We start from the raw sequence: 22,458 nt of genomic DNA, 5'->3' as shown, positions 1-22,458 counted from the left end.
TATATGACGAAAGGAGGGAAAACGATGGATGTTATGGCATTAAAGCAGGAAGTCATTGAGTACAGTCGGTCAATCGGCATTGATAAAATTGGCTTTGCAAGCGCCGATCCGTTTGTCGAATTAAAGGAACGATTGCGCCGCCAGCAGGAGCTCGGCTATCAGTCCGGTTTTGAGGAACCAGATATTGAGAAACGGACAAATCCTTCATTGCTTCTTCCGGACGCAAAATCGATCATTGCCATTGCTCTTGCCTATCCGTCCAAAATGAAAAATGCGCCGCAAGGGACAAAGACGGAACGGCGCGGCGTTTTTTGCCGTGCGTCATGGGGAAAGGACTACCACGATGTACTGCGGGAACGTTTGCGGCAGCTCGAGGAGTTTTTGCTGACCAAAGTGCCCCATGCCCGCGTTCGCTGGATGGTGGATACTGGAGAGCTCGCCGATCGGGCCGTGGCGGAACGGGCAGGGATCGGTTGGAGCGGCAAGAACTGCTCCATCATTACACCGGAGTTTGGATCGTATGTGTATTTGGGAGAAATGATTACGAATATTCCATTTCCCCCTGATGAACCCGTTGAAAACCGATGCGGCACATGCACGAAATGCATTGACGCCTGCCCGACCGGGGCGCTTGTGCAAGGTGGGCAGCTGAACGCGCAGCGGTGCCTTTCTTTTTTAACGCAAACGAAAGGCTTTTTGGCCGATGAGTTCCGGGAAAAAATCGGGAACCGGCTGTACGGCTGCGATACGTGCCAGCAAGTCTGCCCAGAAAATAAGGGGAAAGACTTTCATTTGCATCCAGAATTCGAGCCGGATCCGGAAGCGGTAAAGCCGAAGCTCATCCCGCTGCTTCAGATGAGCAACCGTGAATTTAAAGAGAAGTTTGGGGCCATGGCGGGCTCATGGCGCGGGAAAAAACCGATTCAGCGCAACGCCATTTTGGCGCTCGCTCATTACAAAGACCGAACTGCGGTGCCGCATTTATTGCGGTTGTTGAAAGAGGACAGCCGTCCCGTCATCCGCGGAACGGCGGCGTGGGCGCTTGGGAAAATCGGGGATCCAAGCGCCAAACCTTATTTGGAGGCTGCGCGGCAAACGGAGACGGATGCGGATGTGATCGGTGAGATTGAAAAAGGATTGAAACTGTTGTCCGAGGCAAAGGAATAGGGAAAAAAACGCAGCTTCTCCACATAAGGTAGTAACAAAAACGAAAGTGGTGGAAAGCGGCATGAAAAAACAGTTGCGCGCGTGGTTGGATGAGCGAGCCCGTTCGTTTGTGTCGGAAAGCAACGTACGGAACGAAGAGGCGGCAAGGAAGCAGCGGCTTTGCCAAAAGCGCGGTGCGGAGATCGTCCGTTGCACGATTCGCGGGCAAATCGTCAGCAAGCAGACCGTCGAGCGGGAAGCGAAAGTTATGTATATTGCCCACCATCAATTTTTAATTCAGCAAAGGGGTTCACTATATATAGAAGAACAGGTTGAGGAGCGATGCGCCTGTTTTGTTCGTGGTGAGCTTGTAGCTGATGAACCGATCAACCGGACGGGGGGCTATATGGAGGCGCCGCGCGTCGAACGGGAACAATGGACAGGGGAGCGTCTTTCTTACCAATATGACCGCGCCCGGGCGGTGCGGTATGCGGAAACGTGGTGGAATCGGCACAACCCGGCGTTTCCGTCGTTTCCGATCGATTGCACGAATTTTGTCTCCCAATGCTTGTATGCGGGTGGGGCGCCGATGACGGGTTATCCGAACCGGACGAGGGGATGGTGGTGTCAAAACGGAAGTTGGAGTTACAGCTGGGCTGTGGCCCATGCTTTCCGTTGGTATTTGAGCGGGTCGCGCATCGGCTTGCAGGCGGTGGAAGTGGCGGAGCCGGAGCAATTGATGGCAGGTGATGTCATCTGTTATGATTTTCAAGGGGACGGACGCTTCGACCACTCAACGATTGTGGTGGCGAAAGATCAGAACGGGATGCCGCTTGTGAACGCCCATACGACAAACAGCCGAATGCGCTATTGGTCGTATGAGGATTCCAGTGCCTATACGCTGAACATTCGCTATAAGTTTTTTCACATCATCGATCGTAAATAAACGTTGTTGAGGTGAAGGAAATGCCGCTTCATGTCGTACTGTACCAGCCAGAAATCCCAGCCAACACTGGAAACATCGCCCGCACATGCGCGGCGACCGATACGGCGCTCCATTTGATCCGCCCGCTCGGGTTTTCCACAGACGATAAAATGCTGAAGCGGGCAGGACTTGATTATTGGCCGTATGTCAACATTTCGTATTATGACTCGCTTGACGAACTGTTCGCTCGTTTTCCAGAAGGGGAGTTTTATTTCATTACGAAATTCGGGCGCCAGTATTATGATTCGTTTGATTTTAGCGATACGGAAAAGGATATTTTCTTTGTGTTCGGCCGCGAAACAACTGGGCTGCCGAAGGAGCTGCTTGAGGCCAATATGGAACGTTGCCTTCGCATCCCGATGAACGACAAAGTGCGCTCGTTAAACTTATCGAACACGGCGGCCATTTTAGTGTACGAAGCGTTGCGCCAGCAACGGTTTCAGGGGCTGTCGTAAACAAAAAAACGACCTTCGCACCGGAGGTCGTTTTTTTGGTCTTATTGTCTGACGCCTGGTTTGTCTTCATAGCCAGCGGTGAAAATGGCTGTCAAAAACGCAATGATAACCCCTAGCACAAGCAAAGTGCGCATCGTTTGTTCCTCCTTCAAGGCATTTTCCCTTTTATTATAACGAATATGGTCAAGCATGTGAATGACTGCGGCCGGTTGTTCGGAGACAAAATTTTTTTTGCGGCGAATGATGCGGGACATCCTCGCATAAATTGTAATAATCTTGCTGTTAGACATCCAAGGGTGAGGAGGTCCTTTATGGATATTTTGCAAAAAATCGCCCGATATCGGGAAGAAGAAGAAAAGTTGAAATGGGAAGGAACGTTTGCCGAGTATTTAAAAATTTTAAAAGAAAAGCCGTGGGTGGCCCAGTCGGCTCATTCGCGCGTTTATAATATGATCAAAGATGCTGGAGTCGAAGAGGTGAACGGACGGAAACGATATAAGTTTTTCAGCCAGCACTTGTTCGGGCTTGAGGAAGCGCTTGAGCGGCTTGTTGAGGAATATTTCCATCCAGCGGCGAAGCGGTTGGATGTGCGGAAACGGATTTTGCTGCTGATGGGGCCAGTTGGCGGCGGAAAATCGACGCTTGTGACTTTGCTAAAGCGCGGGCTTGAAGAGTATTCAAAAACAGAGCGCGGCGCTGTTTATGCCATTAAAGGCTGCCCGATGCATGAAGATCCGCTTCATCTCATTCCTCACCATTTGCGCGAAGATTTTTACCGCGAATACGGCATTCGCATTGAAGGCGAGTTGTCGCCGCTCAATATGATGCGGCTTGAGAGAGAATACGGAGGACGCATTGAAGACGTGCTAGTGGAGCGCATTTTCTTCTCCGAGAACCGCCGCATCGGCATCGGAACGTTCAGTCCGTCCGACCCGAAATCGCAAGACATCGCCGATTTAACAGGAAGCATCGATTTCTCGACGATTGCGGAATACGGCTCGGAGTCCGACCCACGCGCGTATCGGTTTGACGGCGAGCTGAACAAAGCCAACCGCGGGATTATGGAATTTCAAGAGATGTTAAAATGCGATGAAAAATTTCTTTGGCATTTGCTGTCGCTGACGCAAGAGGGCAATTTCAAGGCGGGACGGTTTGCTTTAATCAGCGCTGATGAATTGATCATCGCTCATACGAACGAAACGGAATATCGGTCGTTCATCGCCAACAAAAAGAACGAGGCGCTCCATTCGCGCATCATCGTCATGCCGATTCCATACAACTTGCGCGTCTCGGAAGAAGAGCGCATTTACGAAAAAATGATCCGCGAAAGCGATGTCGCCGACGTGCATATCGCTCCGCATACGTTGCGGATTGCGGCTATGTTTACCATTTTAACGCGGCTGAAAGAATCGAAGCGGCCGGATGTGGATTTATTGAAGAAAATGCGCTTGTATGATGGCGAAATGATCGAAGGATTCAGCGAGGTCGATGTGGAGGAGCTGAAAAAGGAGCATCCGGACGAAGGGATGAGCGGCATCGACCCACGCTATGTCATCAACCGCATTTCCGCCTGCATCATTCGCAAAGGAGTGCCGTCGATCAATGCGCTTGATGTGCTCCGTTCGTTGAAAGAAGGATTGGATCAGCATCCGTCGATCACGAAGGAAGATCGCGAGCGGTACTTGAACTTCATTTCGCTTGTGCGCAAAGAGTATGACGAAATCGCCAAACAAGAAGTGCAAAAAGCGTTCGTCTATTCGTATGAAGAGTCGGCGAAAACGTTGATGGATAACTATTTGGACAACGTCGAGGCGTACTGCAACAAGACGAAGCTGCGCGATCCGCTCACTGGCGAGGAAATGAATCCGGATGAAAAGCTAATGCGCTCGATCGAGGAACAAATCGGCATTTCCGAAAATGCGAAAAAAGCGTTTCGTGAAGAAATTTTAATCCGCATTTCCGCCTATGCGCGCAAAGGGCAGCGATTTGATTACAACTCGCATGAACGGCTGCGCGAGGCAATCCAGAAAAAACTGTTCGCTGATCTAAAAGATATTGTGAAAATTACAACGTCGACGAAAACACCGGATGAGCAGCAGTTGAAAAAAATTAACGAAGTCGTTGCCCGCCTCATTGATGAATACGGGTACAACTCCACGTCAGCCAACGAATTGCTCCGCTACGTCGGCAGCTTGTTGAACCGCTAGGCATGCCTCAAGCCGCTGGGGCATGCTTTTTTCTTATCTTTTTAGCGCATTCTAGACGAAAAGGTCGGGGAGCGGCGTCTCTGCTTAAAGCGGTGTGAAATCGACAATCGGGCTTGTCCATCGTTTTGTTTTCCATATTCATTTGTCAATTATTTTTCGTTTTTGCATAGGATAAAATAAACCAACTTGGCATCATGATGGACCGTTTGGATGACGCCAACATAAGTATATGCGGGAAAGCGAAAAGTGTGAAAATGATTTTTTCGAAGGAGGGGAAAACATGAAGGGGAATTTTGTTGTATCGAAAGAAGACTGGTCCCTCCACCGCAAAGGATATGATGACCAAAAGCGCCATCAAGAAAAAGTGAAGGAAGCGATCAAAAACAATTTGCCCGACTTAATTACGGAAGAAAGCATTATCATGTCCAATGGGCGCGATGTGATTAAAATTCCGATCCGCTCGCTCGATGAATACAAAATCCGCTACAATTATGAGAAAAACAAACACGTCGGCCAAGGGAACGGAGACAGCCAAGTCGGTGATGTGGTGGCACGAGACGGAAGCGGGGAGGGGCAGGGGCCAGGGAAAGGCCAAGGTGCTGGCGATTTGCCGGGCCAAGATTATTACGAAGCTGAAGTGTCGCTGATGGAGATTGAGGAAGCGTTCTTTAGCCAATTGGAGCTGCCTAACTTGCAACAAAAAGAGCTGGATCAAAATGTAACCCAACATATTGAATTTAACGACATCCGCCGCACCGGATTGATGGGGAACATCGATAAAAAGCGGACGATGCTCGCCGCCTTCAAGCGCAATGCCATGAACGGCAAACCAGGATTTTATCCGATTTACCGCGAAGATTTGAAGTTTAAAACGTGGAATGAAGTCGTCAAGCCGGAATCGAAAGCGGTTGTCTTAGCCATGATGGATACAAGCGGTTCGATGGGCATGTGGGAAAAATATATGGCACGCAGCTTTTTCTTCTGGATGACCCGCTTTTTGCGCACAAAATATGAAACCGTTGAGATCGCCTTTATTGCTCATCATACGGAAGCGAAAGTCGTCAGTGAGGAGGAGTTTTTCACGAAAGGGGAAAGCGGCGGGACGATTTGCTCGTCTGCATATCGAAAAGCGCTTGAACTGATCGAAACGAAATATTCTCCGTCGCGCTACAACATTTATCCGTTCCATTTCTCGGACGGCGACAACTTGACATCCGACAATGCCCGCTGCGTGAAGCTTGTTCAAGAGCTGATGAACGTATCGAACATGTTTGGGTATGGGGAAGTCAACCAGTACAACCGCACACCCTCTACACTTATGAGAGCGTATCAAAATATTAAAGATGAGCGATTTAATTACTATATTTTAAAACAAAAGTCGGATGTGTTCCAGGCACTGAAGCATTTCTTTTCTCCAGAAAAAAAGAGGCCGTTGCCTCGCGCTAGATTTTAGGATAAATTTGTATTATGAATTGATCTTTTTTCGTCCACTCCGGTTTACGCAAGTAAGTCGCTTTCTCAAGAACCGACTTGAGAAGGCGATTTTTCTTTTCTACATCGTCGGTGAGGCGGTAGGCGTCCAGCACCTTTTTAACCGTCGGGATGTACTCGTTGATGTTCTTTTCTTTCAGCTGCTCTTTGGCGATTTCCTCACGCAACTGCTCGATTTCCTGTTGAGTTTTCTTAATCCGATTGACGATCGTGTGCTGGCGTTCTAGGAATGTTTCAATCGTATAGACGCCTCGCTCTAGCAGATCATGCAACGCATCCTTTTGTTTATGGAGCTCTTGGAGCTCTTTTTCTTTTTTTTCGACGGCTTTTTGCTTTATCGGAATGATCGAACGCTGTTTTTTTCGAGCTGACTGATCCTCCCGAACCTCGAACTGATCGATGAACTCTGCGAGGGATTGCAAGATTCTTTCCTCAACGAGCGGCAGGAGCGCCCCCTTTTGCACCCCTTTGCATTTCGGATTTGGGCAGCGCACAAGCGGATGAGGACGGTCTTTACGCGGCTGATACCACATCGTATAGCCACAGACTTCACATTTCAGCAACCCGGCCAGCGGATTAGCCAGCGGTTTACTTTCCACCGTGGAAGGTCGCCAGCGGCTCCGATATGCCTTGTTAGCGGCCTCCCAGAGCTCTTTATACACAAGGGGCTCATGGGCATTCTCTTTAATATACCAGCGCTCTCTCGGCATTTTTTTGCGTTTATACGTGCCGTTTTGCTTAATGTATTTCACCTTGCCCCAAATGATATGCCCAAGATACACCTCGTTTTTGATAATGGCGCTGATCGTCGACGGAGACCAAAAGGACCGCTTCCCATCGGGCGGTTTTACTCCAAGTCGATCCAGTTCAGCGGCGATCGCCTGGCGTCCGTATCCATCCCGCGTCATTTCGAAGATTTTCACCACGACCCATGACGTTTCCGGATCGGGGTATAGCTTTAATTTTTCGTCGCGCAGGTATCCGTACGGCGGCTTTTTTGAGATGGAACGGCCTTTAGTGGCCGAGTCGCGCCGACCACCTTGCAAGCGTCTTGTAATGACTTTAAGTTCTTCGCGCGACACGATGGATTTCACACCGAAGACGAGCTCCCACGTCTCGCTTTCCGGGTCATAGACTTCCGTTGGGGTGATGATTTTCGTTCCCGAATATCTAAAGGCACGGTCTAAAATGCCTTGGTCAAGCATATCACCGCGGCCAAGGCGGTCAATATCCATGACAAGCACCGCATCAGCCACTCCTGTTTCCAGTTCACGCAAAAGCTTCTGGATCTCGGAGCGTTCAGCGATGGACTCGCCGGACACAATCTCCTCAAAGATGCCGAGGATATTGTGACCCTCTTTACGCGCTACGGCCAGCAAGTTATCCCGATGGCGTTGCAATGTGTCGTATGACGCGCCGGACTCAGCGGCCTTTTTCTCTTCCTCGATATCCTTCCGGCTTTTGCGAAGATATATGAACACGTCCAAGTTTCTGGGCCTATACATAAAACCACCTCTGACCTGGAATAGAACTCGCTATCACCATGTATGCAAAAAAGAGGCAAATATTCGGACTGGCTGTTCTGATTTTACGTGATTCATCCATTCTGTGCCGGTATAATTAATGATTTTTAGTTGTTCCTTTGGTCCATCTGCTGCAAATAGCGGATGATTTCTCGTTGTTCCTCGTCCGTTAAGCGGCCGTCAATAAACAATGAGCCATCATGTGCAACGGCGTACTCATGAAGGAGACTAAGATTGCTTTCCGCATCACGGCCGACAGCGGCGGCAACCGGTTCAGCCACTTGCATATGACTGAAAAGCGCTTCGTAAAACCGATAGCTTTCCCATTGCTCCTTAAAGCGATCCCAGCGCCGTTTGGCGAACAGCGGCTCTACACCAAACGTTTCGCTTAATACATAGATGATTTCCTTTTCCGTATGCGGAAGATCGAGCTCAAGCAGCATAAACGTTGGCACGCAAAGGTGAAGCGCAAAATTCGTCGCCTGGGCCTCTTGAAGCTGAACGAGTGAAGGCGGGAGTAGCATTTGATTGCCTGCATGGCGCAACACATGCCCAAGTTCATGGCCAAACTCTTGCCATTGTTGCTGGCGACTAAGGCGGCGGTCGATGATGATGCTGTACACTCCGTTCCGTTCGATAGCTGTGCTTCGGATGTCGGCAAAATGCAACCAGACGTTCAGCTTTGCGGCAATGTCGATCATATCGAGCTGGCCAGGCTCTGTGATCGCCAAATGGTCGTACAATTCGCGAATATATTGTTCCAGTGGGGTGAATTGGTACGACGAGAAGTTCATGTTAATCACCTCACTTTTATTATAGGAACGTGCGTTCTAGATGACAAGAAAAAGAAAGGACCCCTAAAAAGGGATCAATCTGTAAGGATAACTGACGAAACCATATTTTCTAACCGAAAAAAGGTTTGCTGTTTTTTTGTATTAAGCATATTATAAAAGTAAGGTGGTGAGCAAAATGTTCGGAAAAAGAATAATTGATAAAATCTTTAATGAGGCAATCAAAGCATCAAAAACACTTAATGAAGAATATGAAACTATGCGTGTTAAGAACGTCACACGTATCGTCGAGACTCATCAAATGATGAATCAAAAATTGAATGAGTTTCAAAAACATAAAGAGGAGACAGAAACAGCTTTTCGCTTTATTCGTAATAAATAGCAATTGGCGTAGCAATATAATCCCCTTGTTTAAGTATTTGGAAGCTGCCTAAAATTAAGTCGAACATGAAATTTGCGAGTTGGGTGAAGTCTTGCAATTCCCCTAAAACTCCGCATAAGTCGTCATTGTTGTGGATTATATCACGCTTACCTATGACCCTAAAAAGAATTTTTGCCTTGCGTGCCGAGGCAGATCGGATTGATAGGGCTGTTGGAACTTCGCGCAACATTCCTTTATCGATTAACTGAAAGGTGTTTGCTGCCTTAATTATTGAGTAGTTACCTAAGAAACTATTAGCGTACGAAGAAAATACTTGTATTTGTTTTAGAATGTTCCTTTGAAGCATTACAGATTGATGTTGATTAATAATATGTTGGGCTCTGATAAATTCGGGATTTTTAGGGTATTTTTTAGTTTTTTGCACAATCGTTTCTGCCTGCCTATATTCATCCGCCGATACATATATCCCTAATGTTTCTAAAATATCGTCTAGATCAGCAATCCTGCTGATAAACTCAAAATCGTAATATTTCCAATCAGTCTCCCATAGACAGATGTCCCCCTCGGTAAGGGAGCAGGAATTTGTTTTTAATTTTTCGTTCTCTTTTAGAAGTTGTAGCAATATGTTCAAAGCATAGTCATGAAATGCTTTGTTTAATAAATCTCGTTGCCCTTCTAATAAAGCTCTGGAGCTACCGTTGGTTTCATTTCCATTTCCAGAAATATTAGCGCCAAAACTTAAGCTCACATTGGATAATAGGCTACCTGTACCCGATTGGACAGTTCCGTTGAATCCAGCTGCCTTTCCTCTGGTTGTTTGTGACGTTTCTGTATTGGTTTCCTGTATTGTCTGTTCCAATGAATAATATGTTGTAATTCCCTTATCGAGTTGGGCGATCAGGGAATTCATGATTTCAGTATTTAGATAGATAATCTCTTTCATGCGTTTCTACTCCTGTTACATTTTTTAATGTTACAATGACAGACGAATTAGTGTCGAAAGCATATAATGGCAGGATAGATGTGGTTAATCTATAGCTAAAACATTTTAAATAACTACTTCATCCCAAAAATCATTTTCGTGCACGATAATAATTGGTGTACCTTTTTTCCTTAATTCAATCGCTTTCTCAACTTTCCGCCCATAGCAAGCGAACGCCCAGCAAGGATTGCCGTTCCCCCCCACGATGAGGTAATGGGTACTCTTAGTAACATTATTGTTGAATATTCCGCCCATCTCTTGAATAATACGGGCGATCTCATTGCGTGTTGCCCTGTGAGAGGCGCCGGTGAAGGAAAACACTTTATTTTCGAATATGATTTCTGGATTAACAGCGCATATGCCAATGATTGAGTATTGGCTTTTTAGGAATTTTACGTCGAATTCATTAATGTTGTGAGATACCCTTGTATCAATAAAAGTGGCAAAAAAGGCTTTTAGCAAGTTTTTCTCGTCTTCGCTGATAATCCCGTCTTGTTTTACACTCACCAGCAGGCTATGGATCTCATCAAAGGGATATGTTCCTCTTAAGAAGTCATGGTCATCAATCCAATTTGACAGTTGTTCAATTTCCACGTCATTTAAAACGTTGTCTGCCATGATGCCGTGGAGAATTCCATGTAACTGCTGTATAGATGATGTGATGACGTCGTAGTAGCTATTAAAATCGTTCTCATTAACGATATTGTTGCAAAGCCACAGAATATCCTCAAGTTCTTCTTCTTCCAATTTGTTATCCAGCAAAGCCTGATCAATTAACGGAATGATTTCATTAAAAGGCGCTTTTTTCGCAAATCGTCTATGTAGGTTGCACCAATGAATGAGTTCCGCGATCTCCTTTTCGTTAGTGATGTTATCGGAACGAATCCCGTGGATAATTCCAATCAAAGAGTTAATGGACTTGTGCAACTCGCCTTTGAAGGTGAACTTGCGATAATCTTCAATTTCTTTGAACTTGCTCATTTCCTCTCCCCATTTCATACGAGAATAAAAAAGACATCAAGCCACATGGCGGTGATGTCCTTTCTTGCTGCATATCCGTGTCATTTATAGACTCAAATAATCCTCGATGACTTTTTCTGCTTTGCCAACGTACTTTCGATAGTCTTCCATCGACTTTAAAGCCTTATCAAAATCTTTTACAATCAACGGAGACATGAGCAATAAGTCATCAGGAGTTTGAATCAAAATACGCGTTTGTCCCGATTCATTTTTAGAAGCCGGTTCACAAACAACGTTAGGACATAGCCCGATGATTTCTTTCTCTAATCGTTTGGAGAGTAAATATTTCTTCTTGCCTGTTAATTTAATTCGGGCAAACGAGTAAAACGCTTGTATGTCCAAGTAAGTCGATGTCCGGGAATATCGGACAAGACTAGTGTCGCGGTTATGGTCATTTAATATGCGGATTACAATATCGTAAGCTCGTTTTTCGTCATCTGAAAGACGAAACTTTTCCTCCCTCCTTTTTTGGCATGTTTGATAAACAGCAGCGCAAGTCCAACAATCGTCTAGCGCATGATGCGAACTTAAATCTAATTGTAACCATTGTTTCAAGGTTTCTAGCTGATGATTTGGTGTTTCGGATATGTATTTTCTCGCCAGGCTTAGAGTGTCGATGACTAGATTTTGTGGTTTTTCTATTCCTAGCCGTTGAACGTTGCTTAATAAAAACTTCATGTCAAAAGGAGCATTGTGAGCGATTAGCACATCATCCTTCAGAAATTGGATAAAGTCCGGGAAGATCTCTTCGATTGTAGGAGCATTTTTCGCATTTTCGTCCGTTATCCCAGTAATGTCCGTTATTTTAGGTGGAATTGGCCTCTTGGGGTTAACGAACGAAACAAATTCTTCGATCGGATGATGATTTTGAAAACGTATTGCCGCAATTTGGATAATAGCGGCTTTCTCTGGGTTTAATCCTGTTGTTTCAAAATCTAAAACCACATAGTCGTCAGGGGCGAATGTCGCCTTTTGATAAGTATAATTATTATCTGAAGGTGTCTCAATTTTCTTGTTTGTATGAGATGAAGAAAATAAAACATCTTTCTTTTCATCTGGAGCACTAATGACGTTATCTTTTTTGAGTACTTTTCCGAGAAAACGTTGCAGAATCCCCATTTTTCCTCTCCCTCATAAAGAACAACAATACATGATTGTTCAATGTCCGGTAGTCCTGAAATAAAAACGTCACTTGTTCTTTGGCTTCCGATCCCCCTCACTCTTGAGGATCTCCCATATTTTCAGCAATTGTTCCCGCCGTTCCTCCGGCGCCTCCGCCAGTTCCTTGAAGAACAGCCCCAGTTCGGGATCCTTAAGCTCTTCTGGAATGTCATTCTGATCCGGTGGGTTCGGATGGTCAGTCCGGCCGAGGAGGTAGTCGGTGGTGACGTTGAAAAAGTCGGCGAGTTGTTTAACAAATTCAAACGATGGTTCGCGCTCATCACGTTCGTACATGCCTATTGTGCTTTCACCAACATTAAAACGATCGGCTAAGTCCTTTTGTGTTAAATTCCTATTCTTTCTCAGAATGCGTAATCTTTTCCCAAAGGTCATGTGTATTCACCTACTATTGAATTTTAACACATAGTGTGTCAATTAATATAAAAATTTTGATAAACAACACAAAAAGTGTTGACAGCACATTTTGTGTTGTTTATTATATAAACAAAAAACACGAATTGTGCGGTTAGGTGGTGATAAGAAATTGAATAAAGAGAAAATTGCTCAAACTTTAATCAATCTTCGAGGAGACCGTTCGCGGGAAGAAGTCGCGAAGTCTATTGGAATAAGTGTAAGTGCTCTGCAAATGTATGAGAATGGGCAAAGAGTACCGAAAGATGAAATCAAGATAAAAATCGCTCAATACTATGGTGTTTCTGTTGAAACAATTTTTTTTAGTTAGAAGCGCACGTTTTGTGTTCTTTTTGATAGTTCCTTGACAACTCAATCCCCACGACATGAAAGGAGGTGAGGTGAATGATTGAGCAACAAACGAATAAAGAGATGGTTCAAACCATTGAACAATATATCAAACAAGAGTCTGAAAAGTGGGCGCAACATGTTCTTAGCAATGCAAAAACGGTATCTGATTTAATGACGGCTCTATGGGAACACGGCAAAGTGAAAAAAGATGGAACCGAAGTTGAACGTATGTTGCATCGGCTCATTTATGAACGTGGTGCAGCTAAGATCAAAAATGTGATTAAAGAAGCCCAGGATCTCACATTGGGGAAGGCACTGTCCCCAGAAGGAGACAGTGCAACATGTTAATTCAATTGCTGAATTTCATGTTGTTTTTTGTAGTTTTCAAATTTTGAATATAGCCAAGATGTATTTCGATCCCTTTGCTTAATCACTTTGGTCAGACACTACGATGCGAGGTGAAGCGAATGTCATCAAACGCCCCTCATGCTCCGCATAAACATGAACAAAGGGGGAATGCGGGCATGAAGGAATTCAAATACGGGAACACCACTGTTATTATTCACTCCCCGTTAGTACTTATGAGTGCTGACGAACGAAAAGAATGGTTTCAGAAAGAATGGGAAAAAGGCAATCCAGTCTTGAAGCAGATCGCAAAAGCGGTGATGGATTGCTACGTTCCGAAAGAATCGGGCTCTTAAATCTAACATAACATGAATGTTTAGCGATAAATGGTAGAAGGGGGAGAACAAACGATGAAACGCGGTAGAGCGGCCGACGCGGTGAAAGCGGCGCGGCAGAAAACCGGGATGACGCAACAACAGCTGTCGTTTGAGATCTATGAATCTCGCGAATCGGTATCGCATCAGGAAAATGGTCGGTACCGGGTGCAGCCGAACATCACCAAATACTTTGCAGAAAAGCATAACAACCCGTGGGTGGCTCTCGAGGCGGCTGCTGAGTACACCGGATGGGGGCCAGTGAAGCTCGACGGGGACGCGGTGGATCTTCACAGAGCCAGCGTGACGATGAAAACACGCGAGGAGCTCGTGGAAGCCCTCGAGGCGATCGAAAGCGTCTGTGTAGCGAATCATCCCAGGTCGATTCGAGAGTTTGACAAACAGCGATTGGAAGAGGCGATGATGCAGGCGATCGATGCGATTGTCGCTCTCACGCAATACGTTGCGGTCATTTGCATGGATTACGGATTTTCCTGGTGGAAAATGTGGCAAAAGCATCGCGCGAAACTGCAAGCGAAAGGATTCATTCGACAATGACAAAGGGGGAAAAAACAATGTTTAAACTGCCGAACTTAGCAGAAATGACGGACCTTGAAGCTATTCACTGGTATACAAGTGAATTTTTACGGCTTTCACGCGAAAGAAAACTCGACAGTGAATATGGGAAAGCGTTGCTCGAGTGGAAAAAGCAAATGAACGAACGCCTGGAACAATCGAGAAAGGAGTGGTGGTAATGTACGTCGTATGGGTAGCCAGTTCGTTAATGACAGCAAGGGAAGTTCGGGAGGTGTGCGCCGAGTTGCGGAATCATCCGGAGCTGATCGAAGCCATTGAGCAAGAAGCCAAAGCAAAGCTTGTCAGCATGAAAAAAGCAGCAAGCCCAACGCTCACTGCTTCCTAAAAAACCAGCCCTACTACAAAACATATCATGTTGTGAACTAAAAGGCAAGCTCATGCTTGCCGACTGAAGTACAGGCGGCGGGTGTGCCCTCAGCCCGCAAGCGCTTGTGCTTCAGTCGGTGCGCATGAGCGCCAGCCAGGCCGAGCGAGAGCGGGCGACGATCCGAAAGGGGAGCCGCGCCACAATACATGTATGGTCATTGCGACGACGCCTGGAGATCATAACGAAGGAGGAATGGTGGTGATCGATATGATCGTTTATCAAGAGGCGGATTTGCGGCAAAAGGCGGTACTTTGCATCGAGTACATACAGGAGGCGTTGCAAAACCGCGACTATGAAACGATGGCTATTGAAATATCGGAGTTGCAGTATTTAGTCAGACAGCTGCAAGAACTTGAGCAAAAGGAAGCTCGACGTCAGCAATTATTGGCCATTATCCAAGATATGCACCGGCGTGGCATTCAAATTGATTTTGTGAGACTAGGAGAGGAGCGGAATGTGTGAACAAGCTGGATAAACACGAGAAAAGGCATATTAGGCTGCAAATATGCGAACTTTTGGACGGATATTGCCGAACATGCCCCGATCGAATGAAATATCGCAGTACTGTATGTCTGACTGTATGCCCCATCAGCCAAGAAATGCGGCGGCTGGCGGCCATTCTTGAGAATGATTCACCGACCAGCGAACCGGATCAGGGCCATGCACAGAACACGCTACCAAAGCGAAAGGGGCGGTGGACGGCAGAGGAAGTGTTTTATCTCTGGCATCATCGCAAGGTGTTGACGATTGATCAGCTCGCAAATCGGCTCAATCGAGAACCAAAAGCCGTCTGGGAGAAGTTGAAGCAACTGGTGCAAAAAGGCGGCATTTCTGATGCTGGTTGAGAAAGGAGGGCCGGAAGCTCCCATTCTACGATATGCTTCCAGGAGAAAGAATATGCTATTTGAAGTGGAATTTGTCGTGAAGGAAAATGGCCATTTCGAGACGATTACGCGCTCACAGTAACTGAGTGCCGGCGGATCGCCAATGAAATGGCCTCTGAGCTTGAAATTGGCGGGATTCAGTTTTTTATTTCAGAACTCTAGTTTTTATCATGCCATAGCAAAACAGCTTTTTCAAGGGGAGGGGATGACATGGCGACTTTGCTTTTGGATGACCAGCCATTGGTCATTTTACCGCAATTAGCCGTGGCGATCGGGTTGAATGAGAGCATCGTCGTTCAGCAGCTTCATTACTGGCTTGAGAAAAGTGAAAACGTCCATGACGGCTATAAGTGGGTCTATAACACGTACGAGGACTGGCGGGAGCAATTTCCCTTCTGGTCAGAAAGCACCATTCGTCGGATCATCACAAAGCTGGAGAAGATCGGGATCATCGTCTCGGCGAATTTCAATCGCTCGAAGATCGACAAAACGAAATGGTATCGGATCGACTACGATAAACTGGCTGAATTCACACAAGAAGCATCGTCTAACCAATATGATCAGACGACTGCTCAAAATGACGTTTCGACTGTTCAAAACGAGCAGTCGAGTGACGAAATCGTCACTCCATCCGTTCAAGATGAGCAGTCCAGCTGTTCAGATTGGCCAGTCGAGGCGTTCAACTTGACCAGACCAATACCAGATATTACAGCAGAGAATACTACAGAGATTAAAACAGAAGATGAAGAAGACGCGCGCGCGCATTCCTTACGAGAGATTATCCAGTTCGTTGAACATAACGGCTTTGGCACCGTTGGCAGCTACATAGGGGAAAAGATCGCTTCTTGGGTCGATGATACGTCCGAGGAATTGGTCTTAGAGGCGTTGAAAATCGCGGTGGAGAACGGGGCCAAGACCTGGAAATACGTCGAAACCATTTTACGTGACTGGTTCGAAAAAGGCTATCGCACCGTCGACCAGGTGAGAGCGGCACAATTGGCATTTCGAGAACAGCAACTGAAAAAACGCCAAGCCTCAACTGACAGCGGCCGAAAGACACGGACTCCAGTGCGCACCGAGATTGTACCGGACTGGCTGAAGATGGACTATAGCCAACCGGAAGATGACGACTTTGACGTTGAACAGGCGCGCCGAGAACTTGAGGAACGTCTGAAAAAATACAGAGATGGGTGATCGTCGTGGGATACCCGATATGGATCCGCTTGGAGTATCGGAATGAGGTTGGATCGATGATCGGATTGACGGCCAGCGTATGTTCAGAGGCGGATTTTCTTGACATTCTTGAACGATGCGGCGTGACAAGGAGCAACCTGCTGACGGTGCAGATCAATGACAAGGACTATTCCGTTTCACGCCTTAACACGTTGTTTACGAAGCTGCAAGCCGAAGGGAGGGGATCGGCGTGATGCTGCTCAAGTACGTGCTCATTCAGCATTTACGCCGGCAAGGGATCTTTTCTGCAAGTGATGGCCGATCGCTATCAAAGCTGACCCTAGAAGAGATTCAACGTGAATATGAGCGAGCGGGAGGTGACCAGCATGGATTGGTCCAAGGCGACCATACAGCAGCTTGTGACCATCATTCGTTTTGAAGAGTGCCCGAAAATATATAAGCATTGGGCGCGGCAAGAAATGAAACAACGGTTAGGGGGGAGAAGAGACCATGAAAAAACAACGTCAATCACTACATGGACCAGTGAAAATCAGCTATCTCACGCCGGAAGAACTGGAAGCGTACCGAAACCGTCCACGCAAATACTACGATGACGACAACCGCCGAATCATTGACTGGCGCTGGCCGAGATCAAGGGGGGCGCGCCGATGAAATTGAAAAGACTATTTGAGGGGTGCGACTACAGTGGATGCTCAGCATTGTTGTGAGGTTCTGAAGTTTAAATATGCGCACCTAACGGCACTAGAAAAGTTAAATTCTTCCGCACGAGAGAGTGAACGCTAGATGAAACATCGGAAGCGGAAAGCTAGGTGGTATTTGTTATATCGCAGGGAACACTGCGATGTCGTTTATGTATATGAGCCATTGCGCAAACACGAATTGATAAGCAGGATTCGGCACGGATGGAAGGTAATTGGATGAAATAAAAAAGCCGGGATCTCTCCCGACAGTCCATCTCAATTATACCACATGGAGGGATTCCGGTGAGTAAAAGAGCACAAGAGTTGCAAATTGATATAGATAGCATGACGGTTTCGTATCCCGTTGTACCTGGCAAAGTGATTGTGATTGTCGTTGATGGGGTGCAAGGGAAGGCGAAAGTGGCAGAGGCGGTAGAACATGGATATACGATCATCGAAACGGCGAAAGGCAAGACGGCGCGGATTAAGTATGAGGAAAGCGAGTTGTTTTAATGCGGAAGCGGGAGGAAAAACTGGATCGAGAATTGATTGGCAAGTTGGCTTATAAAAAACGCGGGTTTTTTAGTGGATTGATCGGCATAGTTCAAGAAAATAATAACGGGATCACACCATATAAGCTCGTTTTTCAATTCGGAGCGGCAGTAGGGATCCAGGGGAAGGATGACATCGTCATTGTCGGTGAAGAGGATAGAAAAAATATCACGGAAAAAGTAAATTCTGCTCCATTTTGAGAAATACGAATCCACTATAGCTTGAACCGATAGTGGTCTAGTTTATGGGAGGGATTTTCGATGAATCAATTGCAAAAAGTGTTTATTTACAGCGGCAGTCAAGTACGAACAATTATAAAGGATGATGAAGTTTGGTTTGTCGCAAAGGATGTTTGTGAAATTCTAGACATTGCTGATGCAAGAAAAGCAGTCCAAAGACTCGATGAAGATGAGCGGAGTTTAATTCCGGTCACCGATTCGCTGGGAAGAAAACAAGAAACATTCATTGTGAATGAGCCTGGTTTATACACGCTCATTTTAGGAAGTCGCAAATCAGAGGCTAAACAGTTTAAGCGATGGATCACACATGAAGTCATCCCCACGATCAGGAAAACGGGCGGATACGTAGCGAACGATGATTTGTTCGTGGAGACCTATTTAAAACACGCGGACGAACAGACGAAACTGTTATTCCGCGCTACATTAGAAACGGTACGAAAGCAAAATGAGCAAATCGCCATCATGCAGCCAAAAGCCGATTATTTTGATGCGCTTGTTGATCGTCGATTGTTGACAAACTTTAGGGATACGGCCAAGGAGCTGAAGATCAAACCCAAGGCTTTCATCGATTGGATGCTAGAAAAAAGTATATATATCGAGACCAAAAAGGAAAGTTGAAGCCATATGCTCAATACGTGCCGTATCTCTTTGAATTGAAGGAATGGGAACGAAATGGGCGGGCGGATGTGCAGACACTCGTGACGCCGAAGGGACGGGAAACGTTCCGTATTTTGCTTGAAAAGGCAGCTATTTTGTTTGATATAATGGAATCAAATCCAAATATGTCCAAGACCGAGAGCGTGAGGACACTGATGATACAAGGCGATCCTTGTATGATTGGTGTCCTCTTTTCTTTTGCGATCCAAGGGAGGGGAAACAAATGCGCACAATGCAGGACCAGATGCGAAAATGGATCAAGGCTCATAACATGGCCTATCGGCCGGAACGGAACCGAAAAGAACGAAAGCAGAAACGGAACAAGGAGCGAATGACGGAGCGGGAAATTAAGGAGTTGATGGGCGTCTGCCGTCCAGTTTATCGGTGCGGAAAAGGCGGCGCATTTCGCCAGCGATAGGGGGGAGAAGCGTTGAAAGAGTTTATGTTGCCAGAGATTGATCGTGCGGCCACAAAAAGAGCGGTAGAAGCGGCGCTGGAAAAGTATCGGGTTTACTTGCTGACGCTTCGACTGGATGAAATGCCGAGGATTACGCAATGTTATTCGCTCGTGCCTGCGCCGTCCAATCAGTTTCGCTCCTCAACAGAAAGCATCGCAATTCGTAACGTGGAGTACGAGCGGGAGCGGGATGAGTACATTCGGCGGATGACAAATGCAGTGAACCGTTTAAGCAAATGGGAACGGGCCATTATTGTCCGACGATATATGTCATTTGAAGATGTCTACGACTATGAAGTGTATCCTGAACTTGGCATGAGCGAGCGGAAATATTATCGGTTGAAGTCAAGGGCATTTTACAAGCTTGCCTTTGCTTTAAAAATCGAAGTGTATCGCGAGGAGGTGGTTTCGTCATGAATTTTGTTCAGCCTATTCGTGATCCGGAAAAGATTGCGGCGATGAAGAAATATTTACTGCAAAAAAGCAAACGCAACTACATTCTATTTATCATAGGCATTAACACAGGACTGCGTATATCAGACATATTGCAGCTGAAGAAGGAAGACTTGTTGCAGACGCACTTGAAACTGCGAGAAAAGAAAACGAGGAAAGAGAAGCGAATCCGGATCCCGCCGGCCATCCGAAAAGAACTCATCGAGTATGCCAAGACACTCAAAGACGGTGAATATGCTTTTCGAAGCCGACAAGGCGGGAACCGCCCTATTGACCGTTCCACAGCGTATCGCATTTTGCGCGAGGCGGCCGAATATGTATCGTTGGATGAAGTGGGCACGCATACACTTCGAAAGACATTCGGCTATCACTTTTACCAACAAACGAAAGACGTGGCTATGCTCCAGGAGTTATTCAATCATTCCAGCCCTCACATCACGTTGAAGTACATTGGCGTCAACCAAGATGCGATGGATAGAGCAATGCTGAAGTACAAAATTTAATTTTTTCCCTGTAGTACATCATAAAAAAGCGTGTGGTGCACTCATGGAAAGAAGGGAATGGAAGCTAGAAATATCAAGGGGTTGAGCCATTTGGTGAGTGCATCAGTCTGTAAATTGAAGTGCACTGATGGGAGGGAAGCAGGTGTTAGTCGAGGAAGCGAAAAAGCGCATCGAATACTTGCAAGAATACATTCAGAAGATCGAAAGTTACACGCCGGTCACGATGGAAGACGAAGCCGTCTATTTATACGTCCAGCTGGAAAGTGTCACAAAGGTGGTGCAAGAGCTAAACAAAAAGGGGTACCGGATCGGGAAGCGGAAGCTGACGACGGTTGATGTATCCAACATCATTCGCAGCAAGCCGAAGGACGAGATGTATGAGTTGGCCAAGCGGTTGTTTACGAAAAACAGGAAGCGGGGGAGTCGGCATTGGGAGGTAAAGTTAACATAAGAGTGGCAGAAAAAAGGCAGATTTTTGGCGGATTGTTTGGCCGTTGAGGTGATATGATGGTAGCATAGGGCGGGTTGAACCAAAGCCTGAGATTCCCCTTCACCTGACGTCACCCGGTCGGGTGGCGTTTTTCATTTGAGGTGATACCATGTACAAATTGCATGATGAGAATAAACCAAAGCACAAGAAAAAAGAACGCCTGACTTGGCGCGACTGGCTCGAAATCATGGGCGTTCGACGCGACACGTACAAGCGAGTGCGCGGGGCGATTAGGAGGAAATAAATTTTGAAAGTCCGCGATTGATACCATCGCTTTGGTGAGAGTAGATTATACTTGGATTTATATGTTGTTCCTGGCGTTCGGGCCAGTAAAACACTTTGCCATTGTACGTGACAAGTGTTGTCAAAATTTGACGAACGAATGATGTAGGAAAACATCTCCTTTTGTCGTATTGAGTAGGCGAAAGGTTCATCACCACAACATGTACTTGACAAGTGATACGCTTTCTTGAACAAGAATGTGCAAAAATCATTGGTTTGCTGATTCTTCCTCGCAAGCGTCAGTAGAGCGTGTTATAAAAAATCAAGCACAACTTTTGGTGAAGAGCCAGGCGAAAGGAGGGAAAGGAAATGAATAGAAAAATCGAATCGTATTGCCCAGATTGCGGTAAGCCAATATATGAAGATGAAAACGCATTGACCGGTTTTTGTGAAGAGTGTTCTAAAGATAAGTAATTAATACAAGCATCCTTCGGGGTGCTTTTTTATTTTGTGAAAGGAGCTGATGCACATGCAAATTATTCGGGAAACGGCTACGCATATTCAAAAGTGGGATTCAGAAAACAAGCAAGTTGTAATGGAGCGAAAAGACGAGGTAACAGAGAAGAAACCAGCACAAAACAAAACAAAACAACGACTAAAAACAAAGTAGCTGATAAATGATGCGGTATTGCAACTATAATGGCTGTAATCGTCGCATTGATCGTGGTTTGTATTGCGATGAACATAAGCCAAAGCGAAAGCACCAGTCGAAAAACAAACCATTCTACCGATCGCCAGAGTGGCAGCGAATGCGTGAATACATTTACGAACGTGACGGTGGTTGCTGCAAAGAATGTGGTCGATTTGTATTTGGTAGGCAGGCGCACATCCATCACATTGTACCGATTAGTGAAAATCCTTCCCTTAAACTCGATCCTAACAATCTTATTTTGCTGTGTGAGTCGTGTCATAAGAAGGTTGAAGAAGGAAGTCGGAAGTGGGAAGAACGACCGTATTTCTTTTGTTTATATAATGTATAATTATTACATTTATCCCCCCTACCCTTGATTTTTGTGGTATTGTGGAAAAAAGACCGCGGTCGGCCGTAAACGTGCGCCAAAATGAAATTTTCAAAGGGGGTGTGAAATTTGGATAAAAAAACAAAAGCGGCACTAACGAAAAAGCGAAAAAAGGAACGTGAACGGATTGTTGGTTTGCTCAAGGAAAATGGGACTTACAACAAGTCGCTTGAACCGTTGCTGGAGTTGTACTTAGATGCCTATATGGTTTATTCGCAAGTGTATGAAAAGTGGCAAGAGGAAGGATTTCCTGCAACAAAATCACATACAAACAAGGCTGGTGCAACAAATGAAATGAAGCATCCACTTGCTCAACAAACAGCCGATTGGAATACGAAAATGAGTAAGTTGTTAGAACAGTTAGGATTGACGCCAAAAACACAAAAACAGATTACTGGGGAAGTTACGAATACCACAACAGACGCTTTTCAAGCATTTGCGAATAAATGGGACTGATGTT

Annotated in this window: 32 protein-coding genes and 1 pseudogene; 27 read left to right on the top strand and 6 right to left on the bottom strand. The window is 46.0% G+C overall.

Going from position 1 to position 22,458, the window contains the following annotated elements; genetic code table 11:
- The first annotated feature begins 24 nt into the window (after positions 1–24).
- The 5 genes from queG (at position 25) to yhbH (ending at position 6,246) form a co-directional block, all read left to right on the top strand.
- Entirely contained in the window at positions 25–1,167 is a 1,143-nt protein-coding gene (queG, locus tag LG52_RS13185; protein ID WP_044732286.1) for a tRNA epoxyqueuosine(34) reductase QueG, read from the top strand.
- 61 nt (positions 1,168–1,228) lie between these two features.
- Positions 1,229–2,092 carry an amidase domain-containing protein gene (locus LG52_RS13180; protein ID WP_044733267.1) on the top strand — a complete coding sequence of 288 codons (864 nt, stop codon included), beginning with the start codon at positions 1,229–1,231 and terminating at the stop codon, positions 2,090–2,092.
- 20 nt (positions 2,093–2,112) lie between these two features.
- Positions 2,113–2,586 carry a tRNA (uridine(34)/cytosine(34)/5-carboxymethylaminomethyluridine(34)-2'-O)-methyltransferase TrmL gene (trmL, locus tag LG52_RS13175; protein WP_044732285.1) on the top strand — a complete coding sequence of 158 codons (474 nt, stop codon included), beginning with the start codon at positions 2,113–2,115 and terminating at the stop codon, positions 2,584–2,586.
- Positions 2,587–2,897: 311 nt separating this feature from the next.
- On the top strand, positions 2,898–4,793 hold the full coding sequence (locus LG52_RS13165) for a PrkA family serine protein kinase (RefSeq protein WP_044732283.1): 1,896 nt from the start codon (positions 2,898–2,900) through the stop codon (positions 4,791–4,793).
- Between the two features lie 280 nt (positions 4,794–5,073).
- Positions 5,074–6,246 carry a sporulation protein YhbH gene (gene yhbH, locus LG52_RS13160; RefSeq protein ID WP_044732282.1) on the top strand — a complete coding sequence of 391 codons (1,173 nt, stop codon included), beginning with the start codon at positions 5,074–5,076 and terminating at the stop codon, positions 6,244–6,246.
- On the opposite strand, the gene LG52_RS13155 is transcribed toward yhbH, so the two are convergent.
- Both LG52_RS13155 and LG52_RS13150 read right to left on the bottom strand, forming a co-directional pair.
- Positions 6,236–7,789 carry a recombinase family protein gene (locus LG52_RS13155; protein ID WP_044730428.1) on the bottom strand — a complete coding sequence of 518 codons (1,554 nt, stop codon included), beginning with the start codon at positions 7,787–7,789 and terminating at the stop codon, positions 6,236–6,238. The two genes, yhbH and LG52_RS13155, sit on opposite strands and share 11 nt — an antisense overlap.
- Before the next feature lie 125 nt (positions 7,790–7,914).
- Positions 7,915–8,601 (bottom strand): ImmA/IrrE family metallo-endopeptidase, encoded by a 687-nt coding sequence (locus LG52_RS13150; protein WP_063504911.1) that lies wholly within the window; start codon positions 8,599–8,601, stop codon positions 7,915–7,917.
- Between the two features lie 175 nt (positions 8,602–8,776).
- On the opposite strand from LG52_RS13150, the gene LG52_RS13145 reads away from it, so the two are divergent.
- Positions 8,777–8,980, top strand: coding sequence for a hypothetical protein (locus tag LG52_RS13145; RefSeq protein ID WP_044730427.1), 204 nt, complete (start codon positions 8,777–8,779; stop codon positions 8,978–8,980).
- Here LG52_RS13145 and LG52_RS13140 read toward each other — a convergent pair.
- The 4 genes from LG52_RS13140 to LG52_RS13125 form a co-directional block, all read right to left on the bottom strand.
- Entirely contained in the window at positions 8,964–9,923 is a 960-nt protein-coding gene (locus LG52_RS13140; RefSeq protein WP_044730426.1) for a DUF6414 family protein, read from the bottom strand. The genes LG52_RS13145 and LG52_RS13140 overlap by 17 nt on opposite strands.
- 105 nt (positions 9,924–10,028) lie before the next feature.
- Entirely contained in the window at positions 10,029–10,943 is a 915-nt protein-coding gene (locus tag LG52_RS13135) for a BRCT domain-containing protein (RefSeq protein WP_044730425.1), read from the bottom strand.
- 84 nt (positions 10,944–11,027) lie between these two features.
- Positions 11,028–12,101: a 3'-5' exonuclease gene (locus LG52_RS13130; RefSeq protein ID WP_082056131.1), complete on the bottom strand. Its 1,074-nt coding sequence runs from the start codon at positions 12,099–12,101 to the stop codon at positions 11,028–11,030.
- A gap of 69 nt (positions 12,102–12,170) precedes the next feature.
- A complete protein-coding gene (locus tag LG52_RS13125) occupies positions 12,171–12,536 on the bottom strand; it encodes a helix-turn-helix domain-containing protein (RefSeq protein WP_044732281.1) in 366 nt (121 codons plus the stop codon).
- A 151-nt stretch (positions 12,537–12,687) separates the two neighbouring features.
- Here LG52_RS13125 and LG52_RS13120 point away from each other — a divergent pair, with 151 nt between their 5' ends.
- The 21 genes and pseudogenes from LG52_RS13120 (at position 12,688) to LG52_RS13040 (ending at position 22,454) form a co-directional block, all read left to right on the top strand.
- Positions 12,688–12,885 (top strand): helix-turn-helix transcriptional regulator, encoded by a 198-nt coding sequence (locus LG52_RS13120; RefSeq protein ID WP_042895303.1) that lies wholly within the window; start codon positions 12,688–12,690, stop codon positions 12,883–12,885.
- A 74-nt stretch (positions 12,886–12,959) separates the two neighbouring features.
- Positions 12,960–13,253: a hypothetical protein gene (locus LG52_RS13115; protein ID WP_044732280.1), complete on the top strand. Its 294-nt coding sequence runs from the start codon at positions 12,960–12,962 to the stop codon at positions 13,251–13,253.
- A 176-nt stretch (positions 13,254–13,429) separates the two neighbouring features.
- On the top strand, positions 13,430–13,606 hold the full coding sequence (locus LG52_RS20320) for a hypothetical protein (protein ID WP_197074550.1): 177 nt from the start codon (positions 13,430–13,432) through the stop codon (positions 13,604–13,606).
- Positions 13,607–13,660: 54 nt separating this feature from the next.
- Entirely contained in the window at positions 13,661–14,182 is a 522-nt protein-coding gene (locus LG52_RS13110) for a helix-turn-helix domain-containing protein (RefSeq protein ID WP_044732279.1), read from the top strand.
- A gap of 17 nt (positions 14,183–14,199) precedes the next feature.
- Complete coding sequence (locus LG52_RS13105; RefSeq protein WP_044732278.1) at positions 14,200–14,379, top strand: hypothetical protein; 180 nt, start codon at positions 14,200–14,202, stop codon at positions 14,377–14,379.
- Positions 14,379–14,546, top strand: a complete 168-nt coding sequence (locus LG52_RS20315) for a hypothetical protein (RefSeq protein WP_197074549.1) — start codon at positions 14,379–14,381, stop codon at positions 14,544–14,546. Before LG52_RS13105 ends, LG52_RS20315 begins: the two co-directional genes overlap by 1 nt.
- A gap of 249 nt (positions 14,547–14,795) precedes the next feature.
- Complete coding sequence (locus tag LG52_RS13100; RefSeq protein ID WP_231584500.1) at positions 14,796–15,050, top strand: hypothetical protein; 255 nt, start codon at positions 14,796–14,798, stop codon at positions 15,048–15,050.
- Positions 15,047–15,433 (top strand): hypothetical protein, encoded by a 387-nt coding sequence (locus tag LG52_RS13095; protein ID WP_044732277.1) that lies wholly within the window; start codon positions 15,047–15,049, stop codon positions 15,431–15,433. Before LG52_RS13100 ends, LG52_RS13095 begins: the two co-directional genes overlap by 4 nt.
- A 249-nt stretch (positions 15,434–15,682) precedes the next feature.
- Complete coding sequence (locus LG52_RS13090; protein WP_044732276.1) at positions 15,683–16,666, top strand: DnaD domain-containing protein; 984 nt, start codon at positions 15,683–15,685, stop codon at positions 16,664–16,666.
- Between the two features lie 56 nt (positions 16,667–16,722).
- On the top strand, positions 16,723–16,899 hold the full coding sequence (locus LG52_RS13085) for a hypothetical protein (protein ID WP_231584469.1): 177 nt from the start codon (positions 16,723–16,725) through the stop codon (positions 16,897–16,899).
- Entirely contained in the window at positions 16,899–17,084 is a 186-nt protein-coding gene (locus LG52_RS13080; protein ID WP_044732275.1) for a Fur-regulated basic protein FbpA, read from the top strand. The genes LG52_RS13085 and LG52_RS13080 overlap by 1 nt, the downstream gene beginning before the upstream one ends.
- A 71-nt stretch (positions 17,085–17,155) precedes the next feature.
- Positions 17,156–17,317, top strand: coding sequence for a hypothetical protein (locus tag LG52_RS20310; protein WP_197074548.1), 162 nt, complete (start codon positions 17,156–17,158; stop codon positions 17,315–17,317).
- 332 nt (positions 17,318–17,649) lie between these two features.
- On the top strand, positions 17,650–17,859 hold the full coding sequence (locus tag LG52_RS13075; protein ID WP_044732274.1) for an XtrA/YqaO family protein: 210 nt from the start codon (positions 17,650–17,652) through the stop codon (positions 17,857–17,859).
- Positions 17,859–18,098, top strand: coding sequence for a hypothetical protein (locus LG52_RS13070; RefSeq protein ID WP_044732273.1), 240 nt, complete (start codon positions 17,859–17,861; stop codon positions 18,096–18,098). Before LG52_RS13075 ends, LG52_RS13070 begins: the two co-directional genes overlap by 1 nt.
- Positions 18,099–18,158: 60 nt before the next feature.
- Positions 18,159–19,129: pseudogene (locus tag LG52_RS13065) on the top strand (BRO family protein).
- A 107-nt stretch (positions 19,130–19,236) separates the two neighbouring features.
- Positions 19,237–19,668, top strand: a complete 432-nt coding sequence (locus LG52_RS13055; RefSeq protein ID WP_044733263.1) for an ArpU family phage packaging/lysis transcriptional regulator — start codon at positions 19,237–19,239, stop codon at positions 19,666–19,668.
- Positions 19,665–20,207 (top strand): site-specific integrase, encoded by a 543-nt coding sequence (locus LG52_RS13050; RefSeq protein ID WP_044732271.1) that lies wholly within the window; start codon positions 19,665–19,667, stop codon positions 20,205–20,207. Before LG52_RS13055 ends, LG52_RS13050 begins: the two co-directional genes overlap by 4 nt.
- 142 nt (positions 20,208–20,349) lie before the next feature.
- Complete coding sequence (locus LG52_RS13045) at positions 20,350–20,658, top strand: hypothetical protein (RefSeq protein WP_044732270.1); 309 nt, start codon at positions 20,350–20,352, stop codon at positions 20,656–20,658.
- A gap of 790 nt (positions 20,659–21,448) precedes the next feature.
- Entirely contained in the window at positions 21,449–21,589 is a 141-nt protein-coding gene (locus tag LG52_RS19865) for a hypothetical protein (RefSeq protein WP_156135643.1), read from the top strand.
- Between the two features lie 7 nt (positions 21,590–21,596).
- Positions 21,597–21,959, top strand: a complete 363-nt coding sequence (locus tag LG52_RS20925) for an HNH endonuclease (protein ID WP_419761069.1) — start codon at positions 21,597–21,599, stop codon at positions 21,957–21,959.
- Positions 21,960–22,067: 108 nt separating this feature from the next.
- On the top strand, positions 22,068–22,454 hold the full coding sequence (locus tag LG52_RS13040; protein ID WP_052524519.1) for a phage terminase small subunit P27 family: 387 nt from the start codon (positions 22,068–22,070) through the stop codon (positions 22,452–22,454).
- Positions 22,455–22,458: the final 4 nt, after the last annotated feature.

The sequence above is a fragment of the Geobacillus kaustophilus genome, from assembly GCF_000948285.1.
In the GTDB taxonomy this organism is placed as follows: Bacteria; Bacillota; Bacilli; order Bacillales; family Anoxybacillaceae; genus Geobacillus; species Geobacillus thermoleovorans_A.
This window is presented reverse-complemented; position numbering and strand designations above follow the sequence as displayed.

Excerpts from the sequence above, each read along its gene's own strand:
- LG52_RS13100 (WP_231584500.1), top strand. The coding sequence starts at position 14,796 with ATGATCGTTTATCAAGAGGCGGATTTGCGGCAAAAGGCGGTACTTTGC.
- LG52_RS20315 (WP_197074549.1), top strand. The coding sequence starts at position 14,379 with ATGTACGTCGTATGGGTAGCCAGTTCGTTAATGACAGCAAGGGAAGTT.
- LG52_RS13155 (WP_044730428.1), bottom strand. The coding sequence starts at position 7,789 with ATGTATAGGCCCAGAAACTTGGACGTGTTCATATATCTTCGCAAAAGC.
- yhbH (WP_044732282.1), top strand. The coding sequence starts at position 5,074 with ATGAAGGGGAATTTTGTTGTATCGAAAGAAGACTGGTCCCTCCACCGC.
- LG52_RS20310 (WP_197074548.1), top strand. The coding sequence starts at position 17,156 with ATGAAAAAACAACGTCAATCACTACATGGACCAGTGAAAATCAGCTAT.
- LG52_RS13135 (WP_044730425.1), bottom strand. The coding sequence starts at position 10,943 with ATGAGCAAGTTCAAAGAAATTGAAGATTATCGCAAGTTCACCTTCAAA.
- LG52_RS20925 (WP_419761069.1), top strand. The coding sequence starts at position 21,597 with ATGATGCGGTATTGCAACTATAATGGCTGTAATCGTCGCATTGATCGT.
- LG52_RS13115 (WP_044732280.1), top strand. The coding sequence starts at position 12,960 with ATGATTGAGCAACAAACGAATAAAGAGATGGTTCAAACCATTGAACAA.
- queG (WP_044732286.1), top strand. The coding sequence starts at position 25 with ATGGATGTTATGGCATTAAAGCAGGAAGTCATTGAGTACAGTCGGTCA.
- LG52_RS13070 (WP_044732273.1), top strand. The coding sequence starts at position 17,859 with ATGCGGAAGCGGGAGGAAAAACTGGATCGAGAATTGATTGGCAAGTTG.
- trmL (WP_044732285.1), top strand. The coding sequence starts at position 2,113 with ATGCCGCTTCATGTCGTACTGTACCAGCCAGAAATCCCAGCCAACACT.
- LG52_RS13150 (WP_063504911.1), bottom strand. The coding sequence starts at position 8,601 with ATGAACTTCTCGTCGTACCAATTCACCCCACTGGAACAATATATTCGC.
- LG52_RS13050 (WP_044732271.1), top strand. The coding sequence starts at position 19,665 with ATGAATTTTGTTCAGCCTATTCGTGATCCGGAAAAGATTGCGGCGATG.
- LG52_RS13125 (WP_044732281.1), bottom strand. The coding sequence starts at position 12,536 with ATGACCTTTGGGAAAAGATTACGCATTCTGAGAAAGAATAGGAATTTA.
- LG52_RS13090 (WP_044732276.1), top strand. The coding sequence starts at position 15,683 with ATGGCGACTTTGCTTTTGGATGACCAGCCATTGGTCATTTTACCGCAA.
- LG52_RS13130 (WP_082056131.1), bottom strand. The coding sequence starts at position 12,101 with ATGGGGATTCTGCAACGTTTTCTCGGAAAAGTACTCAAAAAAGATAAC.
- LG52_RS13145 (WP_044730427.1), top strand. The coding sequence starts at position 8,777 with ATGTTCGGAAAAAGAATAATTGATAAAATCTTTAATGAGGCAATCAAA.
- LG52_RS13085 (WP_231584469.1), top strand. The coding sequence starts at position 16,723 with ATGATCGGATTGACGGCCAGCGTATGTTCAGAGGCGGATTTTCTTGAC.
- LG52_RS13140 (WP_044730426.1), bottom strand. The coding sequence starts at position 9,923 with ATGAAAGAGATTATCTATCTAAATACTGAAATCATGAATTCCCTGATC.
- LG52_RS13180 (WP_044733267.1), top strand. The coding sequence starts at position 1,229 with ATGAAAAAACAGTTGCGCGCGTGGTTGGATGAGCGAGCCCGTTCGTTT.
- LG52_RS13105 (WP_044732278.1), top strand. The coding sequence starts at position 14,200 with ATGTTTAAACTGCCGAACTTAGCAGAAATGACGGACCTTGAAGCTATT.
- LG52_RS13080 (WP_044732275.1), top strand. The coding sequence starts at position 16,899 with ATGCTGCTCAAGTACGTGCTCATTCAGCATTTACGCCGGCAAGGGATC.
- LG52_RS19865 (WP_156135643.1), top strand. The coding sequence starts at position 21,449 with ATGCAAATTATTCGGGAAACGGCTACGCATATTCAAAAGTGGGATTCA.
- LG52_RS20320 (WP_197074550.1), top strand. The coding sequence starts at position 13,430 with ATGAAGGAATTCAAATACGGGAACACCACTGTTATTATTCACTCCCCG.
- LG52_RS13055 (WP_044733263.1), top strand. The coding sequence starts at position 19,237 with ATGTTGCCAGAGATTGATCGTGCGGCCACAAAAAGAGCGGTAGAAGCG.
- LG52_RS13165 (WP_044732283.1), top strand. The coding sequence starts at position 2,898 with ATGGATATTTTGCAAAAAATCGCCCGATATCGGGAAGAAGAAGAAAAG.
- LG52_RS13110 (WP_044732279.1), top strand. The coding sequence starts at position 13,661 with ATGAAACGCGGTAGAGCGGCCGACGCGGTGAAAGCGGCGCGGCAGAAA.